The sequence below is a fragment of the Ignavibacteria bacterium genome (assembly GCA_025612375.1).
GTDB lineage: Bacteria > Bacteroidota > Ignavibacteria > Ignavibacteriales > SURF-24 > JAAXKN01.
This window is the reverse complement of the sequence record JAAXKN010000001.1, coordinates 280,285-298,912: the sequence shown is the minus strand read 5'-3', so window position 1 is coordinate 298,912 and position 18,628 is coordinate 280,285. Positions and strand designations below refer to the sequence as shown.

The window sequence follows — 18,628 nt, the reverse complement described above, 5'->3', positions numbered from 1 at the left end:
GATTTATTATGGAATTTCTGAACAGACTGGTAATACCCCAATCGGCAGAAAATCTTACACTGCTCAGGTATATACTTGTACTTGCACTTATACTCTTTCTGCCTTACCTGGCATTCCTTAAGGGGATAACTCTTTATTCGGTTGCCATTAATTTTCTTGGAAGAAAAAAAGGCAATGAAAACCATATCCGCTTTTCGAAAGATCTCATAGATATCGTGACGTTTACAAAAAGCATTGCAATTGTGCTTGGAATTATTCCGGTCATAAGCCTTATTCTCATTTATTCCCAGCTCCTGCATGCATCAAAGATGGGCGTCGTATCATTTATATTCATTGCCGGACTCCTCTTTGTACCGGCTGTAATACTGATCTATTCCTATAAATATACATTCAACCTCGACTGGCTTTTAAGACACCCGGAAGGTAAAAGTCCGGAAGGTAAAGGTCCCGAAGGAGTCCCGGGGGGGCTGGAAGAGGGGACAAGTGAACTTGAAGCTTTCAGGAAATCGAACCTTAAGGTCAGCAGGCGCTCGGGCATCTGGGGCGTGATACTGCTTTTTATTTCATCCTACCTTATAATTGCAGCAATCCAGCTTTCATTTCAGCCCGAAATATGGAGTCAAAAGCATACCTTCTTCGGTACGATATTCTCGATGAATGCAATTTATAAATATGTATTCTTCCTTATTGCTACTATTGCAGTAACAAGCGGCGCAATACTGTTTTATTACTTCTCATGGAAAAAACCCGCCGGGGTAGTGAAGTCTGAATATGCAGATTCAATAGAAAGATTTTGCCTTATAACGGGGATCTGGGCCGTAATTGTGCTGCCTGTATTTATACTGATAAGTCTTTTTGTAGTTCCTAAGGGTGCTGTTTCCGATCCTTTCTTTGCTCTTTCACTCCTTATTCTGCTCATACTTTTTGCCCTGGGGCACTACTATTTTATGATGATCAAGCAGCCGGGTACGAACTACAGCAGCTACATATTTTTTCTTCTGCTCATTTTCTTTGTCCTTTTTACAGTAAACGACCAGGTGGCCTTCAGCTATGCCACGCAGCGCCAGGAGCTGGCCCTGGCAGCCAATTATGATGCAATTCAAAAAGAAAAGATGGAAAAAGCGGGCAAAGGCCCTGCAATAAGCGGGAAGGATATCTTTGACGGCAGATGCTCGGCCTGCCACCGCTTCGACCGCGTGCTCGTGGGCCCGGCCTATAAGAATGTTCTCCCAAAATATGAGGGGAAGCGCGACCAGCTTATAGCCTTTATATCTAACCCGACAAAGAAGAACCCTGCCTTTCCGGCAATGCCGAACCAGGGCTTAAAGCCCAAGGAAGTTGAAGCCATTGCCGACTATATTATGAAGACCTACAAGCAGTATAAATAAAATTTCTCAAAGTAAATAATAAGCTAAGGGATACTACTCTTAAGCTGCCTTTAAAAAGGGCAGCTTTTCTATTTTCCAGGGCTTCATTTATCACGCAATTCCTTGTTATTTTGCCCCTTTTACCTTTAAGGGAAAATTGGACCGCTGGTCCAATGATTAAAATTGACATTATTTGATAAATTAGATAAATTTGACACTTAACAATAAAACGTAAATAGTGATGATTGAACAATACATACCAATATTTCTTGTTATCGGTTTTGCCGTGGTTTTCAGCCTTGCTGTCATCGCCTCTTCAAAGCTTTTCGGCCCGCAGAGGCCTGACTCTGAGAAGCTGAGCACCTATGAAAGTGGTATGAAACCGGTCGGGAGCGTGAGAGAGAGGATATCAATAAAGTATTACCTCGTAGCCATGCTCTTTATAATTTTCGACATTGAAGTGATATTTGTCTATCCCTGGGGTGTTGAATTTAAGAAACTTTTGGGTGAACAGGGTATTTCTGCACTCGTTCCGATGATTATATTCCTGGTAGTGCTTGAACTTGGTTATTTATATGTTTATAAAAAAGGCGGTCTGAAATGGGATTAGAAGCCAAACTGACTTCAGATGGTTTTATTACTACAACTATAGATGCTGTTATTGCATGGGCAAGGAAAAACTCCGTGTGGCCTATGCCTATGGGTATTTCCTGCTGCGCTATCGAAATGATGGCTGTGGCAGACCCTAAGTACGATCTTGCCCGTTTCGGAAGCGAGGTAATGAGGTTTTCTCCCAGACAGTCAGACCTTATGATCGTTGCCGGTACGGTTACATACAAAATGTCAAAGGTTGTAAGGAAAATATACGACCAGATGCCCGACCCGAAATGGGTTATAGCAATGGGCGCCTGCACCTCAACCGGCGGCATGTACCGCACTTATTCAGTAGTGCAGGGAATAGACCAGTTCCTTCCTGTTGATGTTTATACTGCCGGATGCCCTCCGCGCCCTGAAAACCTGATAAATGCACTCATGGAAATTCAGGATATCATCTCAAAGACACGCGGCAGGGATTTTCAGGATAAACCGCTTTTGGAAATGGGATTTTCAAAACAATAAACCCCCGGAAAGGCGGAGATTGTTCCCGCCAATTAATTTAGAATTTTTTCGCCTTACTTTATCAAAATATGGAACTAAAAGAAGTAATTATTGAAAAACTTAATGGCACCCTGAAAGGTGCTGTCCTTGAAGTGACCGATTTTCGGGGCGACTTATGCCTTACTGTTGCTGCAGATAAGATTATTGATGTATGCACGTTCCTCAAAAGCGACAACGACCTGGAATTCAATATGTGCGAGGATGTGACTGCCATCGACTGGGCTAAACGCAAGATGAGATTTACAATGGTATATCATATATACTCCCTTAAGAATAAATTCAGGCTGAGATTAAAGGTAAATCTGGAAGGGGAGACCGCCCATAGCGTTTCTTCAGTCTGGGCTTCAGCCAACTGGTACGAAAGGGAGACTTTTGACATGTTCGGAATTAAATTTACAGGCCACCCCGATCTCAGGCGCGTTTATATGCCGGAGGAATTTGAATACCACCCGTTAAGAAAGGAATTCCCGCTACTGGGTATACCGGGCTCAATACCATTACCAAAGAAATAAGATTATGGACAATAGAATACTTAAAGACGAAAGCAATTCCCAGATTCTCCAGGCACTCATGGCAGATACAGACATCAGTATCGATGATGCCCTTGAAAATGAAATGATACTGAATATGGGTCCGCAGCACCCTGCAACTCACGGTGTACTGCGCCTTTTGCTCAGACTCGACGGCGAAACCGTTATGGCATGCGTGCCGGAACTCGGATACCTGCACCGCGGCTATGAAAAACTGGCCGAGAATATGTCTTATATGGAATATATCCCTCATACAGACAGACTCGATTATACATCCACGATGTGCAATAACGTGGCTTACGTCCTGGCTGTGGAAAAACTTGCAGGCATTGAAGTCCCAAAACGCGCCCAGTACATAAGAATGCTTATGGCTGAGCTCTCACGCATTGCAGGACACCTAATTGCAATCGGTACCTTTGCAATGGACGTGGGCGCCCTTACAGTCCTCCTATGGGCTTTCAGGGAAAGGGAGAAAATACAGGAATTCTACGACAAGGTAGCAGGCGCCAGATTTACTACCAGCTATACACGCATTGGCGGCGTTGCAGCTGACGTTACAGATGAAGCCCTTGCAATGATTAAGAATTTTATAGACAACTTTGACCCTGCTGTTGACGAAATTGAAAAAATACTCAATACAAACAGAATATTTATAGACCGCCTTGAAGGCATAGGCGTCCTTTCCAAGGAAGACGCCATACGCCTCGGTGTTACCGGTCCTACGCTCAGAGGTTCCGGCGTTGAACACGACATAAGGCGTTCAAACCCGTACCTTTTCTATAACGAAATGGACTTTAAGGTGCCTGTATATACAGAAGGCGACTGCCTTGCACGCTACTTCGTCAGGGTTGAAGAGGTTCGTGAAAGCGCAAAGATCGTGCGCCAGACTTTAGAGAAAATGCCCCAGGGTGAGGTAAGGGCTAACAGCCCGAAAAAAGTTCTTCCCTATAAAACTGAGATCTATACGAAAATGGAAGAACTCATTCACGACTTTATGATAGTAAACTTCGGAATGAATCCTCCGGTTGGCGAAGTTTACAGCGCCGTTGAAAACCCAAAAGGCGAACTTGGTTTTTATATTGTAAGTAACGGTAAGGGTTCACCCTGGAGGTTTAAGATCCGCTCACCCTCTTTCTGCAACATACAGGCTCTGCCTACAATAATTAAAGGCAGCATGATCTCAGACGTCGTTGCAATTATAGGCAGCATTGATCCTGTTATGGGTGAGGCGGATAAATAAGCAAATAGCTTTGAAGCCTTGGGCATAAATAATTAATACGTAATTTTTACTTTTTGATTGAAAATAAATGGACTTTAAGTTTACAGAAGAAAATCTGGCGAAGATTGAAGCCGTAAGGAAAAAATATCCTGCTTCAAAAGCTGCCGTTATGCCTGTGCTTTATATTGCGCAGGAACAAAACGGATATATTACTAAGGAAGTAATGGACGAGGTTGCAAAACTGCTCGGAATCAACAGCGTTGACGTCCTGGGCGTTGCCACCTTCTATACCATGTACCATACTAATCCCATAGGGAAGTACCACGTTCAGGTCTGTACAAACGTCTCCTGCATGCTAAGAGGCGGCTACGAGATGCTCGACCACGTGGTTAAAAAACTCGGCATTGATGTAAACGGCCTTACCTCCGACGGCAAATTCTCCATAGAAGAGGTCGAATGCATGGGCTCGTGCGGTACAGCCCCGATGATTGCGGTAAACGACGACTACTACGAAAACCTTACAAAAGAAAAATTAACTGAAATCTTAGATTCCTTAAAATAACAGAATCGAATGGAAAAAATTTTATTACTGGACATACCCAACTATCACAGGATAGATGTATATAAAGAGCACGGCGGTTATGAAACTGTAAAGAAAGCCTACAGTATGACTCCGGATGAGGTGATTGACGAGGTTAAAAAGTCGGGCTTAAGAGGCCGCGGCGGAGCTTCCTTCCTTACGGGACTGAAGTGGAGCTTCATGCCCAAGACAACCGACAAGCCAAAATATCTCTGCATCAATGGCGACGAAAGCGAACCGGGCTCATTCAAGGACCGCCAGATATTTGAGCGTAACCCCCATGCCTTAATTGAAGGCGCATTAATTGCATGCTACGCAATTCAGGCAAAAGCGGCTTACATCTATATTAGAGGCGAATATCATAACTGGATACAGATGGTGCAGAAGGCCCTGGATGACGCCTACGAAATGGGATTAGTGGGCGAAAAGATGAAGGAAACTTTCTCTACACCTTATGAATGCAATATTTATATTCATAAGGGTGCGGGTGCTTATATCTGCGGCGAGGAATCCTCGCTCATGAATTCCATAGAAGGCAAGCGCCCCTATCCAAGGGTAAAACCTCCTTTCCCGGCACAGAACGGACTCTGGGGATGCCCTACAACAATAAATAACGTTGAAACAATTTCCAATATCCCATCAATCATTAAAAACGGCTGGGAATGGTTCTCTAAGATCGGAGAAGCTCGTCACCCGGGTACACTCCTTTTCGGAGTGAGCGGACACGTAAATAAACCCGGCGTTTATGAGCTCCCTACGGGCGTACTTTTAACGGACCTGATCTATAATTATGCAGGCGGCGTCCCGGGAGGTAAAAAAATTAAATGCGTTATTCCCGGCGGGTCTTCTATGCCCCCCTTAAGAGGCGAACAGCTGGAAGGCATTAAAATGGACGCTGAAAGCCTTAAGGCTGCAGGCTCGGCCATAGGTACAGGCGGCGTTATTGTCATGGATGAGGATACAGATCTGGTAAGAGTCCTTGCAAGGATCACTAAATTCTATTACCATGAAAGCTGCGGCCAGTGCACTCCATGCCGCGAAGGTACAGGCTGGATGCTTAAGACACTAAACAGAATTGCAAGAGGACAGGGAACAGCTTCTGACCTGGATCTGCTTGTTGACGTTGCAAAGAACATTGAAGGCAATACGGTCTGCGCTCTTGGCGATGCTGCGGCATGGCCTGTAAAATTCATGATCACGAGATTCAGGGACGAATTTGAAAAGGCTGTTAAAAGGGAAATTGTTATTCCTGCAGCCAATAAGGTTCACTCTATGCGCAATACGGCACTTCCTCTGGCAGACCGGAGTAAAAGCTAGTATTTTAAGTAGTTTGAAATTTTAAGCAGTACTGAAGCCGGCATTAGTTGCCGGCTTTACTTTTCTATAGCTGAAACATTCATTATTTTTTTATATGGAAGAATTAAAACACGTTACAATTTTTACAGACGGCGGAAGCTTCGGCAACCCCGGTCCCGGCGGCTATGCCGCAATTGTTGAATATAAGGACAGAAGGCGCGAGCTTTCTCAGGGCTACCGCCTTACTACAAATAACCGCATGGAGCTCATGGCGGCAATTACGGGCCTCACGGCACTTAAAGAACGCTGCCGCGTTACGCTTTATACCGACTCGCAGTATCTTGTAAACGGTGTAATGAAAGGCTGGGCTAAAAAGTGGAAGGCCAAGGGGTGGATGAGGAACAAAACCGAAAAAGCTGAAAACGTTGACCTGTGGGCAAAGCTCCTGGATCTTATCGCTTATCATGAAGTTGAATTCAAGTGGGTAAGGGGGCACGCGGGGCACACTGAAAACGAGATGTGTGATAAACTGTGCAAACAGGCCGCCCAGGGATCTGATCTTCTGGAGGATACAGGCTACAAAGGCAAGCAGAATTAAATTCTCTGTCTTAAATATTTAAAAAAGGCGCCGGGAAAACCATTTCCTGGCGCCTTTTTTTATTAAACAAATATCTGTGCTATTATTCCGCCAACCAGGAATGCAAAAAACCAGGTGCCGCTCCAGATTATAAGACCCTGCTTCCAGCCCCTTTCTTTTAACATTATTACAAATGAAGCTATACAGGGAACAAAGAGCGTAATTGTCGTTATTGCCACGGTTATCTGCATCGGGCTTAATGTAAGGTGGAAAAGACCTGCAGCCCCGAAATCCCTTCTTACCATTCCCATTACAAACGCATTTGCTGCCTCCTTTGGAAGCTTCAGCCACATTGTCGTAAATGGCTCCAGTATGTCCTGCCATACTGTTAAAAGCCCCGTAAGCTCCATAATTCCAACGGCAAGTGCCCCGACAAAGAACCAGAAACTGGCTTCTTTCATGAAACCGTAGGTCCTGTAGAACATCTTCTTAAATATATTGTCCAGCCTAGGCAGCCTCATTGCAGGAAGATCTATAAGAAGCGGCGAGCTTTCACCAGGCAGAAACCGGTTAAGCAGTGTTGAAAGCACTATAAGAACGGTTAATATGGTAATTACATAAATTGTAAAGGGCACGGCGCCTGCCATGCTCATTAAAACGGCAATAACTGCCAGCTGAGCCGAGCAGGGGATTACAAACTGCAGAATGGCCGTTACAATTGTCTTCTCTCTTTCTGTCCCAAGAAGCCTGGTTGTAATGGTAGCCATTGTAACGCACCCGAAGCCAAGTATTAAAGGAATTACAGCCCTTCCGTTTAAGCCAAGCTTGTTTAAGGAACGGTCAAGCATCGTTGCCAGGCGCGGCAGGTAACCGGAATCTTCCAAAAGAGCCATTACAAAGTAAAAAGCCGCCACGAGAGGCAGAAGAAGGAAAAGAAGATAGGTGATGGTCATTGTAATTATACCGAACTCACCAAAGAAAAGTTTGACAAAGGGATTCTGAAATTCAAATGACGTGCTTGTGCCGTGCGGCGCGGAGATTTTCTTGAACTCGGCTGCTTTCTGAACGTCGCTGTTGAGCCCGTGGGGGAAGCTGAAATCTTTTGTGGAAATCGGGTTCCCGTTGTCGTCCTGTATATCCACAGTAATATCTACGGGCGTGTACTTGCCGACAAAGGATTTAACGTGGTATTCAAATTCCCCTTTGCCAAGCGTGTTTTCGGTGTACTTTACTACTCTTTGAGATATAAAGTCACCAATAAAGAAATAAACAATTACAAGCACCACTGCCAGAATCGGGAGTCCCGTTACAGGGTTAACCGACATTCTGCCCAGCTTGTTGAAAAATTCACCTTTTTTAGAGTCCTCAAACTCAACTTCGCTTACAATTTCATTTACCGTGTTCCGGCGGTTAATGTATATGGCCTCCCTCTGGTCTGCTGTTCCCGGAGGGATGCCGTGTTTCTCGGCAATAAACTCGTCGCCTTCAAGTATAATGAGGGCCTCGGCCTGCGTTCCTACACGGTCAAGCGTATTGTGCAAAAGGTGGTGGAGCTCAGGCGACTGGTTGCCTTCCCTTGCATTCTCTATGGCATATTCAACTTTGTCAAAGCCTGCCTTTGTTACAGCCGAGGTTTCAATTACCTCTACCCCCAGAAGTTCGGAAAGGCGTTTTACGTCAATTTTAAGCTTCCTTTTCTTCACCTCGTCGCTGAAATTTAAGAATACAGTAACCTTTTTCCCCATTTCTATCAGCTGCATGGTAAGGAAAAGATCGCGCTCCAAGTGAAGGGCGTTTACAACATTAAGAACTATATCTCCCGAGAGAATGATGTCGCGGGCAACTTTTTCTTCATCATTAAATGATGAGACACCGTATACGCCCGGCGTATCAAATATCTCGTAATCTTTATATGTGCCTTTTGTAATGGAAATTGTTGTACCGGGAAAGTTCGATACGTCAACGTACATTCCGCTTAAATAGTTAAAGAAAAGCGACTTGCCGACGTTCGGGTTACCTGCCAGGACAACCTTGTTTGTTCCCTTGGAAGAGCCCAGAACCTCCTTGACGTCTAAATGCGAGTGGCAGTCATTGTGAAATTTATTTATAATAGTATCTGATTTCATTTTGTTTTTCTTTTTTTTGAGCAATTTAGTTTGCAATTATAATCTTTTTGGCCAGGTCATATCCAATGGCAATTTCCTGGCGGCTTTTCTGCAGCACAACAGTCCCGCCGGGCAGGCGTTCCAGGCAGTAAACCTTCGACCCTTCGGTTATTCCAAGCCTTATTAACTGTACTTTAAGTAACCCCTGGGGTAGTGATATCACCGTGATGTAGGTGCCCTTTTTTGCTTTGTCTAGTGTGTTATTCATCTTTATTACCGCAATTTTCTTTAGAGCATTTGCCAAAAATGTTAAATGTGTAGTTTGTCATGTTAAAGCCTTCTTTTCTGCAGACTTCTTCAATGATCTCATCTAGTCCTGGGGCATTGAATTCTATAATACTTCCGCAGCTCGTACATACAAGGTGCTCATGGTTAGTCTTTCCGAAACTGCTTTCATAGCGGTTCATATTGTCGCCAAAATTTCTTTTGGATATTATCTGGCACTGCTCGAGGAGTTCCACCGTGTTGTAAACAGTGGCTCTGGAGACGCTGGAGTTCATTTTTTTCATTGCGATGTAGAGGTCGTCGGCCCCGAAATGCCCCTGGTAATCCAGGGCGGCGTTTAATACCTCAAATCTTTCAGGCGTGATGCGGTTTTTCCCGTTTTTCAGGAATTCCCGGAATTTTTCTTCGGCTTCTGCTTTCAATTTCGTATTATTTTTTTATGTTATTTAGATTTAGTCTGTGTAAAAATAGAATTTTTGTCCTTTATAATCAATAGTATAGAATAAATTTATCTGTTTTTCTTTTCCCATAGAACAATTCTTAATAATTTGACCACAGAGGCAAAAAATCTTTGAGTTTATCCGGGATTTTCATGATCTTATTGTAACTTACACTATTTTCAACAATCTAATAGGAAGAAAAGGATATGTCGAAAACGTTTGAAATCATTGAAATTGTAGGAGTTTCCTATGAAAGCTCTTCAGAGGCGGTAAAAAATGCCGTCATGGAAGCAAACAAGAACCACCCGGTAGCATGGTTCCACGTCGTCGAGGAAAGGGGCCGCGTTACACAGGAGGGGAAAGTGGAGTTCCAGGTTGCCGTCAAAATCGGCAGGAAAATTTCAGAATGATGTAATTCCTCCCGAAAGGAAGTTCAAAATAAATTCATGGCAGGAAAGGTACACTCTACCTGGAACTGTTAATACGGAACTTCTTTTTAATTGTAAAACGTTAAAACTTAAAAAAGGAGATAATATGCTCAAAGAAGGCGATAAAGCACCTGAGTTTTCATTAAAGGATAGTAACGGAAATACAGTTTCTTTGAAGGATTTTCACGGGAAAAAAGTGGTACTATATTTTTATCCCAAGGACGATACTCCGGGCTGTACAAAGGAAGCCTGCAGCTTCAGGGATAATCTGCCGGAATTCGGGAAACTGAACGCCGTGGTTCTTGGTATCAGTGCCGACTCTGAAGCCTCGCATAAGAAGTTTGCTTCCAAGTACGAGCTTCCTTTTACACTCCTGAGCGACCCGGATAAACAGGTGATTCAGGAATATGAGGTCTGGAAGGAGAAGAATCTGTACGGCAAAAAGTCCATGGGAATTGAACGCACAACGTTTGTTATAGATGAAAATGGCAGAATAATGAGGGTTTTCCCGAAAGTCAAAGTCGATGGCCACGTTGAAGAGGTTATGAACGTAATCGGCAGCAGAAAAGAAACAGTAAGCTGAAATATAGGGGATGGGGCCTTAAAGGCCTCATCCCAAAAATCTTCAAAAGTGGCTTTTCAGTGCAATAAATGAGAAAGGTTATCAGAAATGCTATATGTTACCCGCAGGGAAGTCTTCAGCGCATCGCACCGCTTGCATAACCCAAAGCTTGATGACAATGAAAACAGAAGTATATACGGTAAATGCAACAACCAGTACGGACACGGGCATAATTATATCCTGGAGGTAGTAATTGCAGGGGAAACTGACCCCAAAACAGGCTACCTTATCGATATAAAATGCCTTAAGGAAATAATTTTAAGAAACGTTATTGATAAAGTAGACCATAAGCACTTAAATTACGAGGTGGATTTCTTAAAAGGAATTATACCCACAACAGAAAACTTAGCCGTTGCCATATGGAAAGAGTTAAAAGATAAAATCACTTCCGGCAGGCTTTTTTCAGTAAAATTATACGAAACGGAAAATAATTATGTTGAATACAAAGGAGAATAGGCACATTAATCTGGACGTAGTGGAAGCCCAGGTAAAAATGCTTCTTGAGGAACTGGGTGAAGACCCGCACCGCGAAGGGCTCTTAAGAACCCCTCACAGGGTGGCCAAGGCTTATGAATTCCTGACCCAGGGATACAAAAAAGACATTAAAACGGTCCTCAACGGGGCAATTTTCGAGGAACGCTATGATGAAATGGTGGTTGTAAAGGATATAGATTTCTTCAGCCTTTGTGAGCATCACCTCCTGCCTTTCTTCGGCAAGGTGCACGTAGCCTATATCCCGAACGGGAAAATTGTAGGCCTCAGCAAAATTCCACGCATAGTTGAAGTATTCTCGCGCCGCCTTCAGGTCCAGGAACGTATGACTCAGGAGATAGCAGACACAATAAAAGAGTACCTGGAACCCAAGGGGGTAGCGGTCGTCTCCGAGGCACGGCATATGTGTATGATGATGCGCGGCGTGGAAAAGCAGAATTCTGCGGCAACAGCAAGCGCAATGCACGGCCTTTTTAAGGAGGATGCCCGTACAAGAGCTGAATTCCTGAATTTAGTCTCATTTTCAAGATACTGATGGATAAGAATGTCCCGGTCGTTTGGATAACCGGTGCAGCCTCAGGTATTGGCAGGTGCACTGCCATTGAATTTGCCCGCCAGGGTTTTAAGACCTTTGCTTCTTCAAGAAGGGAAGACCTGCTGGAAGGGCTGAAGGCGGAACTAAGAGAAGAAAACCTTTCACTCTATACATTCCCATGCGACATCAGCCTGCCTTCGGCCATAGAGGTAACCATGGGCAGAATTAGCTCCCTTGGAGGGGATATAGACTGCCTCGTCAACAACGCCGGGGTAACCTCATTTAAGCCTGCCGAAGAAAACTCACTGGATGAAATTAAGGAAATAATTGGGACTAATCTCCTGGGTTCAATTTATACCATTAAGGCCGTCCTGCCCGGAATGATTAAAAGAAAAGGGGGGACAATAATAAATGTCGTTTCAACCGCCGCGCTTGAGGTCCTGGCAAACAGCAGTGCCTATTCGGCTTCCAAGGCAGGACTTAAAGCCTATTCAGACGTCCTGAGGGAAGAGGTCAGAAAATACAACATCAGGGTAATTGATATTTTTCCGGGGCCTACACGCACACCAATGTGGCCGGGGGAAATGCTTAAAGAACATGGCAGTAAAATGATGGACCCCTTCGAAATTGCACGCATGATGGTATCGGTCTATAAACAGAACGAAACCCTTGTGACAGAGAAGATAATCATGAAACCAATCGGCGGAAGCATCTGATAAATGACTAAATTTCCTCCCTTGCCGGGTAAACCGCCTTATTGTGCACATTGATAATTTTTGTTTATATTTGTCTGACTATCCTGTTACTATTTATTGGAATTCCCGTATGCGAATTTTTGCTGCTTTGGCTTTATTAATTACCCTTATTGGAACAACTTCTTCTGCCCAGACCGGGCACGGGGCTTATGCTGCGGCTGTAATTAAAAGCGGTTCTATCATAGGACAGAACAGCATTATTGCAGGGGGAAGAGCCGGCTGGGAAATAAGCGGCGGTTTTTTCCTTGGCGGTGCTTTCTACGGCCTTGTAAATAAAGTTGAAACTAACGAGGTGGACCCTTTAAGCGGCCGGAGGCTCCAGGCAGGCTTTAACTGCGGCGGGCTTGAAATTGAATACCTCTATCCTTCTAAAAGCTTTTTACACGGTTCCATTCTTTTCTTTATGGGCGGGGGCGGCCTGAAACCAAAAGTTCAGGATAGCTCAATTCCCCACGCCGGATACTACGGGCAAAGCTTACTTATCTGGGAGCCTCAGCTTTCCCTGGAGGCAGATCTTACACGCCTTCTGCACCTGGGACTCGGTTTGAGCTACAGGTACGTAACAGGCATGGATGGCTATATCGGACTTCAAAATAAAGACCTTAGCAGCTTTAATTCACTTTTTACTTTAAGATTAGGCGTCCATTAAACTATCTTAATTAATTTACCGGATAAAATCATAAATCTGTTGCGGTGCTGAATAATGTTCAATAAACTGAGAAAAAATATACCGGAATATACTGTTCTGTTTCTTCTGCTCCTTGTCTGGCAGATCACATCAGCTGTAAACCCTCTGGGAGCTGTAACAATGGCCGATGCCGATTCATCGCTTTCCGATTCATCGCTGGCTGATCCTGAAACAGCTCCAAAACACCTTGCGCTCAGTGACTTTACTTATGCCGGCGAAAGACGATACACTTTAGATGGCTCACTGCCGCTTACAGAGACTAAGATTAAACCCCTTACTGCCTCAATTGTCGGGGGGATATACCTCGGTGCAATTGTGGGGCTTCATATTAACCAGCGTAATGCATGGTGGAGCGATAACAGGGGGGCATTCCATTTCCAGGAGGACTGGTTTTCTGCTCTGCAGGTCGATAAGGCAGGGCATTCCTTCGGATGCTATATCACGTCTTATGTCTTAAGCGAGGGGCTTATGGCCTCCGGAGTCAGTTACGAAGCCTCGGCCGTCTGGGGAAGTGCACTAGCACTTGCATACCAGACTTATGTTGAAACTGAGGATGGGTATGCAAAAAACTGGGGCTTCAGCCCTTCGGACTGGTATTTTGATGCCCTGGGTGCCGGCTTTTTCCTGGCTCAGCATTATAACCCCTTCCTGCAGAATATTACGCCCAAGTGGCAGTTCGTGCCCTCAGAATGGACGGGCAAACCTATCATTTTGCGCCCAAGGACATTTATAGATGACTATAACAGCTCCACCTTCTGGTGGTCGGTGGACGTCTATAACATTTTAGGTGAAAATGAAAAGAAGTACTGGCCAAAATGGCTGAACGTCGCCATTGGTTACGGCGGCGATGCCATTGATGCTAATCCTGATCCTAACGGCCCGCCTGATCAGCTCTCTGTAAGGCGCTACATTCTGGGACTCGATCTTAATCTTGTAAGGCTTCTGCCTGAAGGCGGATGGTTCTGGAACTGGGCCAGGCAGAGCCTGAACTATCTTAAGCTTCCACTGCCGGCAGTGGAATTTACAGAAAAGGGAACCAGGTTTTACATGTTCTACCCATTCCGCATCAACCTCGGAAGCCTTAGATTTTAAGATTTGTAATTATAAAAAGGGCGCCATCTAAACCTTTATGAACTAAACCTTTATGGCGCCCTGTTAAAGCTCCTTATCAAAACTTAAAACTCAAAATTCATAATTCCTCATGGAACCATCCGGCCCCTTCCTGCAGTAAAGAGCGTGTACCATTCTTCTCTTGAAAGCTCAATACGGTCTGCCTCTGCACAGGCTTTTATCCTTTCAGGTTTTGTCGTTCCCACTACCGGCTGTATATTTGCAGGATGCCTTAGTATCCAGGCAACAGCTATTGCCTCGGGACTTACATTTTTCTCTTCGGCCATCTGCCTGATGACGCGGAATGTATTTTCAACTACCTCATTATCCTCTGCCGCAGGTTTTCCCGTAAGAAGTCCCTGTGCCAGCGGGCTCCAGGCCTGTACGGTAATGTTATTTATCCTGCAGTAGTCCAAAGTACCTTCCCCGCGCACCTGGTGCTGAGGCTTTCTCTGGTTTGTTATAATTCCTGCATCAATCAGGTCCGGATGCAGAATGCTGAGCTCCATCTGGTTAACCACTAACGGCTGCTTTACACATGTTTTTAATAGCTCTATCTGGATTCCGGTGTGATTGCTGATTCCGAAATAGCGGACTTTCCCTTCAGAGAAAAGCCTGTCGAAGGCTTTTGCCACTTCTTCCGGCTCGACCAGGGGATCTGGGCGGTGCAGAAGCAGTATATCCAGATAATCTGTCTTTAAGCGCCCAAGACTTTTTTCAACTGAATTTATAATGTGCTCATAACTGAAGTCGTATCTCTGAGGAAAACCCTCTCTGGGATCGTTAAGAAACCGTATCCCGCATTTGGACTGCAGAACTATTTTGTCCCTCAGTCCCGGTTCTTCCTTCCAGATAGAGGAGAACACCTCTTCGGATTTACCCATGGTATAAATATCGGCGTGGTCGAAAAAGTTTATCCCTTCATCCAGTGCCGCACGTATTGAAACAACTGCATCTTTCTTTGTCTGTTCATCCAGAGGCTCTTTGTCCCAGCTTTTGCCCAAAGTCATGCATCCAAGTGCAATTCTGGATGCTTCAAGGTCCGTTCCCGGCAGCGTAAATTTTTTCATGTAATAGCCTTACTGTTTAATAAATGAGAATAATTAAAATTCGGAATGCATAATTTGAAATCTTTTTATATTTTAATTCAGCAAAAATTAAAATTTTTTCCTGCAGTCACAGTCAGTGCTGCTTAAAGGGAAAGAATTATCCCTTAATGGAAACTCTAATATAACAAAATATATGAAATTAAGAGTTTTATCTTTTTTACTTCTTTTTCCTGTTATGGCATTCCCTCAGGAATATTCATTTAAACATTATTTCGACTTTGCTCAGAGCAAAAATGCCACCTTTTCCACCTTTGAGGATAAAAGAGGATTCCTCTGGTTTTGCATGAGTATGGGAGTGCGCACTTTCGACGGGGTGAATATAAGGGGATTCAAAGAAGATTCTGATCTATTGGATAGAAATGTCTACCATGCAATCCAGGACTCAAAGGGGAATTACTGGTTTGCAATGCCCACTGGTGTCGGAAAGTATGACGGGGTGCGGCTGGTGAGATCTGAGAAACTAAGCAAGGTAAACCGCCTTTTTGAGGCTAAGGATGGCAGCATCTGGGCCGCATGCGACAGATACCTGGCCAGGTACTATAAGGGAAAATGGACTAAGATAACATCTCTTAAGGACGGTTCTGAAATCGTCTTTGTCAAGGATATAACTTCGGATCCGGAAGGCAATGTCTTGTTCATGTGCCGGAACGGTATCCTCAAGTTCAACGGGAGTTCATTATTCTGGGTTTACGAAGATAAAATGTCTAACGCAATCTCGTGTGACAAGGCCGGCAGTCTCTGGTTTGCAACCAAGGAAAATCTCATCGTTTGGGATAGCCACGGCTTTAATATACTCCTGGGACTTGCTAAGTACGGTATCAAAGTTGTCAATTCTATATGTAACGACAGCCGGGGCAACACATGGATCGGCACTGATGCGGGACTTTTCAGATATAAAAATAACAAACTTGTCCTTATTCCCGTTACAAACAATTCTTATTACAAAACTATCTTTTCTGTTAATGAAAGCAGTGATGGAGTCCTCTGGGTCAGCATGCTGACCGGTGTATGCAGAATGATACCCAAAAACTATGAAATTTTTGACGCTGCTCAGGGGCTGGATATCAGCCTGGTAAGCGGAATAAGTGAGGATAATTCGGGTAACTACTGGTTTTATAGTTATAAAGGTGGTACCTGCAGGCTTACAGGCAATGTTTTTACCAAAAACCTGCTCAGTGGAAAACTTGATCCCTCAGAGATAATTACCGTTTGTGCCGCCCGGGATGGTTCGCTCTGGTTTGGCGCCAATAACAGCGGAAGCCTCTACAGGCTTAAAAACGGCAAACTTTCCGTCCTGCCAACAGATCCTAGACTAAAAAAAATTACCCAGATCAAAGAGGGCCCCGACAACACTATCTGGTTTCAAAGCGTAGAAGATGTTTACCATTATGATGGAACAAAAGCAGTTATGTTGTGCAAACCGGGTACTCTATATACAGGAATAATTAATGGAAAAGAAAGAGTTTTATACAAAAAAGATCCCCATCGTTCAGAATTCCTAAACAGTACAGACAGAAGAATCTGGCTTCAATCAGCAAAGGGTGTAACAACACCGGATAATAGCGTCTTTATCCCCACACGTTTTAATGGATCAAATGAAAAATTTTCTTATACTGCAATTGCTGTTGACAATAAGGGCAATTGCTGGCTTGGTACCACGGAAAAGGGAATTCTCAGATATTCCCCCTGGAATAAAACTTATGAATGCATATCATCCAGGCAGGGGCTTAACAGTAATGATGTAACTTCAATGACTTTTGATAAACAGAATAACCTTTGGATCGGTACAAAGTCGGGCTTGAGTGAACTTAATGTAAATGAATACAACCGTTCGGGAAAAATAATTTTTAAGAATTTTGGCGTCGAGGACGGATTCCCCAGATGCAACAATGATGCTATTTTCTGCGACAAAGAAGGCAACGTTTGGGTCGGAGTATTGGATAAAGTGGCTAAAATAAGCGCAGAGAAGACTTGCGAGCCTTTTTTCAGTTACAATCCGGGCGTTTATATTACAAATGTCAGCTTCCTGTACGATACTGCAAATATCTTTTCATATTCAAAAGGGATGGATCCCAAAACCGGACTGCCTGTAAACCTCAGGCTGCCTTACAACAAAAATCATCTGCAGTTTTCTTTTGCCGGAATTGACTACAGGTGTCCTGAAGGCGTTCAGTACCAGTACAGACTAAACGGACAGGATTATTACTGGTCAAAACTAAACCGTAATAATGATGTCATTTTCCGTAACCTGGAGCCAGGTGAATATACCTTTACGGTAATTGCCCGCAATAAGGACGGCCAGTGGAGTAAGGAGGCCGCTTCTTTTACTTTCAGAATTCTTCCCCCATTCTGGAAAACATGGTGGTTTTACCTTCTGGTAAGTGTTTCGGGGATCGGGTTCATATTTTCCTACATCAGGATCAGAACCAACTACCTCGAGAAGCTGGTTGCCCAGAGGACCACGGAACTTAATGAGGAAAAACAGAAGGTCGAAAATATAAATAGCGAACTCGAAAAAAACCGTTACCAGCTGACAAAAATAAATGAGCTTCAGGCCAAATGGCTTGATGACCTGGCCGAATCGGAAAGATACCTTAAGGAGGTAAACAGCAGCAAGGATAAGTTTTTCTCAATTATTTCACACGACCTGAAGAGCCCGTTTAATGCGCTTCTTACTTATTCTGAATCGGTGGTGGAAAATATAGACCACATCTCTCAGGAAGAGCTGAGGGAATTTACAATTAAAGTCTCCAGGTATTCCAGAAACGTTTATAGCCTGGTTGAAAACCTGCTCGACTGGTCGAGGATTCAGACCGGGAGAATGGAGTATTCCCCGAAGGAGATGGGACTTCTTGCTGCTGTCAGGGAAGCCCTCATGGTTCAGGAAGCCAGCGCCTCAAAGAAAAGAATTAATCTTGTTAACCTTATGACCGCCGAGATCACGGTTTTTGCAGATAAGAACATGGTTTCTGCTATCTTAAATAACCTCGTCTCAAACGGAATTAAATTTACCTGGCCCGGCGGGAAAATTGAGGTTAGTGCCCGGCGTGACGGCGGCTTTGCCACCGTGACAATCTCGGATAACGGTATTGGTATGGAAGAGTCTGAAGTCTCAAAACTCTTTAAGATCGATTCCCACTTCTTTAAGAACGGTACAACCGGGGAAAAAGGCACAGGACTTGGACTTATACTCTCCAGGGAGTTAATTGAGAAGAACGGGGGATTCATATCCGTTGAAAGTAAACCCGGACATGGAAGCTCTTTCAGCTTTACTCTTCCGCTGGCATGAGGAAGTCAATTAAAAATTAAAAAGTAAAAATTAAAAAGTAAGG

20 protein-coding genes are annotated in these 18,628 nt (G+C 44.1%); 16 read left to right on the top strand and 4 right to left on the bottom strand.

The window, feature by feature from the left end:
* The first annotated feature begins 8 nt into the window (after positions 1 to 8).
* From HF312_01190 to rnhA, 8 genes are all read left to right on the top strand, one after another.
* On the top strand, positions 9 to 1,388 hold the full coding sequence (locus HF312_01190) for a cytochrome c (GenBank protein ID MCU7518796.1): 1,380 nt from the start codon (positions 9 to 11) through the stop codon (positions 1,386 to 1,388).
* 220 nt (positions 1,389 to 1,608) lie between these two features.
* Complete coding sequence (gene ndhC, locus HF312_01185) at positions 1,609 to 1,977, top strand: NAD(P)H-quinone oxidoreductase subunit 3 (protein ID MCU7518795.1); 369 nt, start codon at positions 1,609 to 1,611, stop codon at positions 1,975 to 1,977.
* Complete coding sequence (nuoB, locus tag HF312_01180) at positions 1,968 to 2,486, top strand: NADH-quinone oxidoreductase subunit NuoB (protein MCU7518794.1); 519 nt, start codon at positions 1,968 to 1,970, stop codon at positions 2,484 to 2,486. Before ndhC ends, nuoB begins: the two co-directional genes overlap by 10 nt.
* 68 nt (positions 2,487 to 2,554) lie before the next feature.
* On the top strand, positions 2,555 to 3,037 hold the full coding sequence (locus HF312_01175; GenBank protein ID MCU7518793.1) for an NADH-quinone oxidoreductase subunit C: 483 nt from the start codon (positions 2,555 to 2,557) through the stop codon (positions 3,035 to 3,037).
* Between the two features lie 4 nt (positions 3,038 to 3,041).
* Entirely contained in the window at positions 3,042 to 4,295 is a 1,254-nt protein-coding gene (gene nuoD / locus HF312_01170; GenBank protein MCU7518792.1) for an NADH dehydrogenase (quinone) subunit D, read from the top strand.
* A gap of 67 nt (positions 4,296 to 4,362) precedes the next feature.
* A complete protein-coding gene (gene nuoE, locus HF312_01165) occupies positions 4,363 to 4,836 on the top strand; it encodes an NADH-quinone oxidoreductase subunit NuoE (protein MCU7518791.1) in 474 nt (157 codons plus the stop codon).
* A 9-nt stretch (positions 4,837 to 4,845) separates the two neighbouring features.
* Positions 4,846 to 6,171, top strand: coding sequence for an NADH-quinone oxidoreductase subunit NuoF (gene nuoF, locus HF312_01160; GenBank protein ID MCU7518790.1), 1,326 nt, complete (start codon positions 4,846 to 4,848; stop codon positions 6,169 to 6,171).
* Positions 6,172 to 6,265: 94 nt separating this feature from the next.
* Entirely contained in the window at positions 6,266 to 6,748 is a 483-nt protein-coding gene (rnhA, locus tag HF312_01155) for a ribonuclease HI (GenBank protein ID MCU7518789.1), read from the top strand.
* Between the two features lie 62 nt (positions 6,749 to 6,810).
* Here the strand turns inward: rnhA and HF312_01150 are convergent, their stop codons facing one another.
* The 3 genes from HF312_01150 to HF312_01140 are packed head-to-tail and all read right to left on the bottom strand — an operon-like array spanning position 6,811 to position 9,539.
* Positions 6,811 to 8,853 (bottom strand): ferrous iron transporter B, encoded by a 2,043-nt coding sequence (locus HF312_01150; protein MCU7518788.1) that lies wholly within the window; start codon positions 8,851 to 8,853, stop codon positions 6,811 to 6,813.
* 25 nt (positions 8,854 to 8,878) lie between these two features.
* Positions 8,879 to 9,100 carry a ferrous iron transport protein A gene (locus tag HF312_01145; protein ID MCU7518787.1) on the bottom strand — a complete coding sequence of 74 codons (222 nt, stop codon included), beginning with the start codon at positions 9,098 to 9,100 and terminating at the stop codon, positions 8,879 to 8,881.
* Complete coding sequence (locus HF312_01140; GenBank protein MCU7518786.1) at positions 9,093 to 9,539, bottom strand: transcriptional repressor; 447 nt, start codon at positions 9,537 to 9,539, stop codon at positions 9,093 to 9,095. The genes HF312_01145 and HF312_01140 overlap by 8 nt, the downstream gene beginning before the upstream one ends.
* A 224-nt stretch (positions 9,540 to 9,763) precedes the next feature.
* On the opposite strand from HF312_01140, the gene HF312_01135 reads away from it, so the two are divergent.
* The 7 genes from HF312_01135 to HF312_01105 all read left to right on the top strand — a co-directional run bounded on the left by HF312_01135 (position 9,764) and on the right by HF312_01105 (position 14,169).
* The gene (locus HF312_01135; GenBank protein MCU7518785.1) at positions 9,764 to 9,967 is read left to right on the top strand and encodes a dodecin flavoprotein; all 204 of its coding nucleotides are present in this window, start codon (positions 9,764 to 9,766) and stop codon (positions 9,965 to 9,967) included.
* A 124-nt stretch (positions 9,968 to 10,091) separates the two neighbouring features.
* Positions 10,092 to 10,568, top strand: coding sequence for a thioredoxin-dependent thiol peroxidase (gene bcp / locus HF312_01130; protein MCU7518784.1), 477 nt, complete (start codon positions 10,092 to 10,094; stop codon positions 10,566 to 10,568).
* 87 nt (positions 10,569 to 10,655) lie between these two features.
* Complete coding sequence (locus HF312_01125) at positions 10,656 to 11,063, top strand: 6-carboxytetrahydropterin synthase (protein ID MCU7518783.1); 408 nt, start codon at positions 10,656 to 10,658, stop codon at positions 11,061 to 11,063.
* On the top strand, positions 11,041 to 11,634 hold the full coding sequence (folE, locus tag HF312_01120; GenBank protein ID MCU7518782.1) for a GTP cyclohydrolase I FolE: 594 nt from the start codon (positions 11,041 to 11,043) through the stop codon (positions 11,632 to 11,634). The genes HF312_01125 and folE overlap by 23 nt, the downstream gene beginning before the upstream one ends.
* On the top strand, positions 11,634 to 12,350 hold the full coding sequence (locus HF312_01115; protein ID MCU7518781.1) for an SDR family NAD(P)-dependent oxidoreductase: 717 nt from the start codon (positions 11,634 to 11,636) through the stop codon (positions 12,348 to 12,350). The genes folE and HF312_01115 overlap by 1 nt, the downstream gene beginning before the upstream one ends.
* 109 nt (positions 12,351 to 12,459) lie before the next feature.
* Positions 12,460 to 13,038 carry a hypothetical protein gene (locus HF312_01110; GenBank protein MCU7518780.1) on the top strand — a complete coding sequence of 193 codons (579 nt, stop codon included), beginning with the start codon at positions 12,460 to 12,462 and terminating at the stop codon, positions 13,036 to 13,038.
* A 54-nt stretch (positions 13,039 to 13,092) separates the two neighbouring features.
* Positions 13,093 to 14,169, top strand: a complete 1,077-nt coding sequence (locus tag HF312_01105; GenBank protein ID MCU7518779.1) for a DUF2279 domain-containing protein — start codon at positions 13,093 to 13,095, stop codon at positions 14,167 to 14,169.
* 107 nt (positions 14,170 to 14,276) lie between these two features.
* Here HF312_01105 and HF312_01100 read toward each other — a convergent pair whose 3' ends face one another.
* A complete protein-coding gene (locus tag HF312_01100; GenBank protein MCU7518778.1) occupies positions 14,277 to 15,257 on the bottom strand; it encodes an aldo/keto reductase in 981 nt (326 codons plus the stop codon).
* Between the two features lie 172 nt (positions 15,258 to 15,429).
* Here HF312_01100 and HF312_01095 point away from each other — a divergent pair, with 172 nt between their 5' ends.
* A complete protein-coding gene (locus tag HF312_01095) occupies positions 15,430 to 18,585 on the top strand; it encodes a hypothetical protein (protein ID MCU7518777.1) in 3,156 nt (1,051 codons plus the stop codon).
* Positions 18,586 to 18,628 lie beyond the last annotated feature (43 nt).